The organism is Pseudomonas sp. HMSC065H01 (assembly GCF_001815235.1).
In the GTDB taxonomy this organism is placed as follows: Bacteria; Pseudomonadota; Gammaproteobacteria; order Pseudomonadales; family Pseudomonadaceae; genus Pseudomonas; species Pseudomonas aeruginosa.
Genome location: NZ_KV819873.1, coordinates 104,259 through 109,441 on the forward strand (window position 1 = coordinate 104,259; position 5,183 = coordinate 109,441).

The 5,183-nt window shown below is 65.9% G+C and carries 5 protein-coding genes; all 5 read left to right on the forward strand.

Features of this window, described 5'->3' with window-relative positions:
* Positions 1-235: 235 nt before the first annotated feature.
* Positions 236-1,060 (forward strand): DUF932 domain-containing protein, encoded by an 825-nt coding sequence (locus tag HMPREF3014_RS13070; protein WP_034017109.1) that lies wholly within the window; start codon positions 236-238, stop codon positions 1,058-1,060.
* Positions 1,061-1,139: 79 nt separating this feature from the next.
* A complete protein-coding gene (locus HMPREF3014_RS13075) occupies positions 1,140-3,191 on the forward strand; it encodes a ParB N-terminal domain-containing protein (protein ID WP_034017110.1) in 2,052 nt (683 codons plus the stop codon).
* Between the two features lie 62 nt (positions 3,192-3,253).
* On the forward strand, positions 3,254-3,463 hold the full coding sequence (locus tag HMPREF3014_RS13080) for a hypothetical protein (RefSeq protein ID WP_034017111.1): 210 nt from the start codon (positions 3,254-3,256) through the stop codon (positions 3,461-3,463).
* Positions 3,464-3,763: 300 nt separating this feature from the next.
* Positions 3,764-4,036, forward strand: a complete 273-nt coding sequence (locus tag HMPREF3014_RS13085; RefSeq protein WP_034017112.1) for a metal/formaldehyde-sensitive transcriptional repressor — start codon at positions 3,764-3,766, stop codon at positions 4,034-4,036.
* Positions 4,037-4,088: 52 nt separating this feature from the next.
* Positions 4,089-5,069: a CDF family Co(II)/Ni(II) efflux transporter DmeF gene (gene dmeF / locus HMPREF3014_RS13090; protein WP_034017114.1), complete on the forward strand. Its 981-nt coding sequence runs from the start codon at positions 4,089-4,091 to the stop codon at positions 5,067-5,069.
* Positions 5,070-5,183: the final 114 nt, after the last annotated feature.

Consider the following 5,183-nt stretch of genomic DNA (forward strand, 5'->3'; position numbering starts at 1 on the left):
CCGTGTCCTCGGCTGCGCCTGCGGGCCGCACCACCCCCTGCGCTTGTTTCCTTGACAGCCCCCGTCCGCGCGCTCCTGACCGTCGCGGGCGATGAACTCAGGAAAGACGGTGGCAACAGGGCCAACCGGGTTCCTCGTGCCGACCGCACCAAACAGCCGAAAGGCTGGGCTCCGAATCTTGGAATCCGGTGTGCGGTGAACAGCAGACCCTTCTTTCTATGTCAGGAGAAATGCCATGCAACTCGCATCCCGCTTCGCTTCCCGTTCCCCGGTGCTGCGTTCGGAACGTCCCTTGTCGGATGACCAAATCCGGGCCATAGCCCCGTCCATCTTCGCGGAAGCCCCGCACGAAAGCCGCTCGCAGCGGTACAGCTACATCCCCACCGCGACCGTGCTGCAAGAACTGCGCGGGGAAGGCTTCGAGCCTTTCATGGTGACGCAAACCCGCGTGCGCCACGACGACCGCCGCGACTACACCAAGCACATGATTCGGCTGCGCCATGCCAGCCAGATCAACGGCCGCGAGGCCAACGAAATCATCCTGCTGAACTCCCATGACGGCACCAGCAGCTATCAGATGCTGGCCGGAATGTTCCGCTTCGTTTGCAGCAATGGCCTTGTCTGCGGCGACACCGTGGCGGACGTGCGCGTGCCCCACAAGGGCGACGTAGCCGCCCACGTCATCGAAGGCGCTTACGAAGTCCTGCACGGCTTCGACCGGGCGCAGGAATCGCGCGATGCCATGCGCGCTATCACGCTGGATGCCGGGGAATCGGAAGTGTTCGCCCGCGCTGCGCTGGCATTGAAGTACGACGAGGACAAGCCCGCGCCCATCACGGAATCGCAAATCCTGATGCCGCGCCGCCACGACGACGACCGCCGCGACCTGTGGAGCGTGTTCAACCGCACGCAGGAGAACTTGACCAAAGGCGGCCTGTCCGCCCGCGCCGCGAATGGCCGCCGCCAGACCACCCGACCCGTGCAGGGCATCGACCAAAGCGTGCGCCTGAATCGCGCCCTGTGGCTGCTGGCTGACGGCCTGCGCCAGTTGAAAGCCTGAATCCCCACGCGGCAGGGGCAGGCAGCAGCCCTTGCCGCTTCTCTCGCTGCTGCATCCCAAACCGCTAGGAGAAATCACCATGAACGCCGTACCCAAAACCGAAGCCGTCGCCATCGAAGCCGCCGCACCGCTGGAAGTGGCCGACCCGACCAAGAACCTGATCTTGGTTTCCCTCTCGCAGTTGTTGCCGCGCCGCTCCAAGCGCAACGTGCGGACGACCCCGCGCCAGTCCATCCCCGAACTGGCCGCGAGCATCGCCCGCATCGGCCTGCTGCAAAACCTGATCGTCATCCTTGCCGCCGATGGTGAGCAATACGAAGTCGTCGCAGGCGACCGCCGCCTGACCGCCTTGAAGCTGCTGGGGAAGAAGAAGCGCATCCCCGCCGACTACGAAGTGCCGTGCCTGCTGGTGGCCGATGCTTCCGCCCGCACCGTCAGCCTCGCCGAGAACGTGCAGCGCGAGAACATGCACCCCGCCGACCAGTTCGCGGCCTTCGCCGCGCTGGTCAAGGAAGGCCGGCCCATCGAGGACATTGCCGCCGACTTCGGCGTGTCCCCGCTGGTGGTGCAGCGCCGCTTGAAGCTGGCGAACGTCTCGCCGCGCCTGATGACCGATTACCGGGCCGGTGGCGTGACGCTGGAACAGTTGATGGCCTTGACCATCACCGACGAGCACGCCGCACAGGAAGCCGCGTTCTACGGTGCGCCGGAATGGCAGCGCAGCCCGTCCAAGCTGCGCGAGCGCCTGACCGAGCGCGAAATCGACGCCACGCACGCGCTGGTGCGCTTCGCCGGACTGGACGCCTACAGGGCAGCGAACGGCGGCATCCGCCGCGACCTGTTCGCAGAAGGCGATGCCGGAACCTACCTCACCGATACCGGAGTGCTGGAAACGCTGGTGCGCGACAAGCTGGAAACGCTGGCCGAGGACGTGCGCGCCGAGGGCTGGGCATGGGTGGAGGCCGTGCCGCATCTTGCCTACGAGGAACGGCAGGCGTTCCAGAACGCCCCGCGCCACCGCCGCGAGCCGACCACCCGCGAGGCCCGCCGCATCGCCTCGCTGGAAACCCGCCTCGAAAGGATCGACGCCGAACTGGAAGAAGCCTGCGACGCCGAGGACGAGGCCAAGGCCGAGAAGCTGGAACAGCGGCGCGATCAGGTGGTCGGGGAACTGCAAGACGCGGAGGACGCCTTGCAAGGCTATGCGCCCGAGGTGCGCGACGTGGCCGGCGCCATCGTCACCATCGACCGCAACGGCGAGGCCGTCATTCATCGCGGCCTGCTGCGCGAAGCCGAAGCCAAGGCGCTGCGCACGCTCGACAAGCTGCGGCGCGGTTTCGGCAGCACCGAAGGCGAAGCCGCCAACGACGGGCACGAGGACGACGACGACGCGCCCAAGGCCGCGAGCCTGTCCGACCGGCTGGCGCAGCGGTTGAGCGCCCACCGCACGGCGGCGCTGCAAATCGAAGTGGCAAGGCATCCGCAAGTGGCGCTGGCCGCGCTGGTGCATGGCATGGTGCAGGAGGTTTTGCAGCCTGACGCCTACGGCGACGGCCTGCCGCTCGGCGTGCGCCTCAACGTGCAAGACCGGCTGGAAGGCATGGCCCCGGACTGGCCGGAATCGCCCGCCGCCGTGGCGCTGCGCGAACTGCAACAGGTGGCAGGTGTTGCCTTGCCGCAGGACAGCGCCGAACTGTTCGCCGTGCTGCTGGCGAAGCCGCAAGATGAACTGGTGCGGCTGCTGGCCGTATGCGTAGCTTCCACCGTGGACGTGGTGACACCTCGCGCCACGCCGCACCAGCCCGGTGAGGAACTGGCGCAGGCCGTGGGCCTCGATATGGCCGCATGGTGGAAGCCGACCGCAGAAGGCTACTTCAAGCACGTTTCCAAGGCCGTGATTCTGGATGCCGTGGGCGAGTACGCGCCCGAGCAGGTTTCCCGGCTGGCGAAGTTGAAGAAGGCCGACATTGCCAGCGAGGCCGAGCGGCTGGCCGATGGTACGGGCTGGATGCCCGCCATCTTCAAGGCCGCAGGCCCGCAGGAGGCCGCGCAGGAAGAAGGCCCGGAGCAGGACGCCCCGGAGGATGCCGAAGCAATGGCGGATGAACCCGCCGAGGCGCTGGCCGCTTGACCCGCGCCGAAGGCAAACGCTCCGGCCTCGACCGGGGCGCTTCGCTGGAAGGAGAACCGCCCATGACCCGCACCACCACCAGCCGCCCACGCATGGCGGCGACCTATGCCCCCGGCACGGTACGCGCCCGCCACTGGCACGGCGAAGGCGACGTGCGCGGCTATCGTCCGCCCTCGGGCTGGACGGCCTGTGCCGACCTCACCGACATTCACCCCATCACGGGCCGCGCCTTGCCGCGTGCCGTGTGGTGGCTCATCGAGACGAAGGAATAACCCGAGCAGCACCGCGCCCAGGCCGTTCCGTTCTGGGCGCGGTGAAATGCAAATCCGGGCGCGGCGGTGGCCGCGCCCGGCGTTCAAGGCCAACAGCCGAATCAGAACACCGCCGCCTTCGCGGTGGCTCAGGCGGCGGTGTTGAAGCAGCCGCGCATCTTGCGCGCGTTGCCGTCTTAGCCAATCACTCCACTTTCCTGCTTAGACACATCTGCGCCGTTGCGTCTCAACGCTCGGCACGGACACACAATGCGCAGTCTCATGTAATATACCCCCCTAGACTATATTGGACGCTCTCTCATGTCCCATACCACCCGACAAAAAGACAAGCTGATCGCTCGCGTGCGCCGCATCAAAGGACAAATGGAAGGCATCGAACGTGCCTTGGAGGCCGAAGCCGCCTGCGTCGAAGTGCTGCGCCAGATTGCATCCGTGCGTGGCGCGGTCAGCGGCTTGACCGCCGAGGTGATGGAAGACCATTTGCGCGAACACGTCCTGGCCGTTCCCACCGACAAGGAGCGGCAACAGGGCGGCGAGGAAATGATCGAGGTCATCCGCGCTTACATGAAATAAGCCTGCTGCGTTCCGGCAGCCTCGCAGAACACATAACAACAGGGATTTACCGATGACCACGAACAGCCCCCACACACCGGGCCACGATCACGTCTTCCTCGGCGGCGACCACCAACGCAATGAGCGCAAGGTGTGGCTGGTAATTGTACTGACCGCCAGCATGATGGTGGTGGAAATCGTCGCCGGCACCGTCTATGGCTCAATGGCGCTGGTAGCCGATGGCTGGCATATGTCCACCCATGCCGGTGCCATGCTGATCGCTGCACTGGCCTACCGTTTCGCGCGCCGCCATGTCGGCAATCCGCGTTTCACCTTTGGCACCGGCAAGCTCGGCGACCTCGCCGGTTTCGCCAGCGCGGTGCTGCTGGCGCTGATCGCCTTGCTGATCGGCTGGGAGAGTCTGGTACGTTTGACTCAGCCCATCCATATCGACTTCGAGCAGGCGATTGCCGTGGCAATCGTGGGATTGATCGTCAATCTGGTCTGCGCATGGCTGTTGAAGGACGACCATTCCCATCATGGCCACCACCATCACGGTCACGACCATCACGACCACGACCACGACGACAGCCATCACGACGCGCACCACGAACCGGGCAAGGCCCGCGACAACAACCTGCGCGCTGCATATCTGCATGTGATGGCCGATGCCCTGACTTCCGTGCTCGCCATCGTCGCGCTGCTGCTGGGACGCAGCTATGGGTGGACGTGGGCCGATCCAGTCATGGGCGTGGTCGGCGCTCTGGTGATCGCGCGATGGTCGTGGGGTCTGATCCGGGACACAGGCAGCGTGCTACTTGATGCCGCAGCCGAAGGCGAGGAAGTCCGGGAAGAAATCCGCGAAGCGATCGCGCCCACGGGCAGCGAGGTCACGGATCTTCACGTGTGGCAGGTCGGCCCCGGCCATTTCGCGGCTATCGTTTCGCTGATGGCGAGGGAACCTCGTGAACCCGCACATTACAAGGCGCTGCTTACCCACATCCACGAACTGGCGCACGTCACTGTTGAAGTGGAACGCGGGGCGGCGGCATGAACGCCTGTGCTGCGTTGAGGCGTTAGGCAAGTCTTTCTACATGATGCCCTGAGCGGCCGGGGCGTGTCGGCGCGATGCGCCGCCGGGCTTTCGGGCTGCGCCCCGTGCCGTCTT

What these genes read in the sequence shown, in the direction of transcription:
- HMPREF3014_RS13075 (WP_034017110.1), top strand. Translation starts at nt 1,140, where the DNA reads ATGAACGCCGTACCCAAAACCGAAGCCGTCGCCATCGAAGCCGCCGCA.
- dmeF (WP_034017114.1), top strand. Translation starts at nt 4,089, where the DNA reads ATGACCACGAACAGCCCCCACACACCGGGCCACGATCACGTCTTCCTC.
- HMPREF3014_RS13070 (WP_034017109.1), top strand. Translation starts at nt 236, where the DNA reads ATGCAACTCGCATCCCGCTTCGCTTCCCGTTCCCCGGTGCTGCGTTCG.
- HMPREF3014_RS13080 (WP_034017111.1), top strand. Translation starts at nt 3,254, where the DNA reads ATGACCCGCACCACCACCAGCCGCCCACGCATGGCGGCGACCTATGCC.
- HMPREF3014_RS13085 (WP_034017112.1), top strand. Translation starts at nt 3,764, where the DNA reads ATGTCCCATACCACCCGACAAAAAGACAAGCTGATCGCTCGCGTGCGC.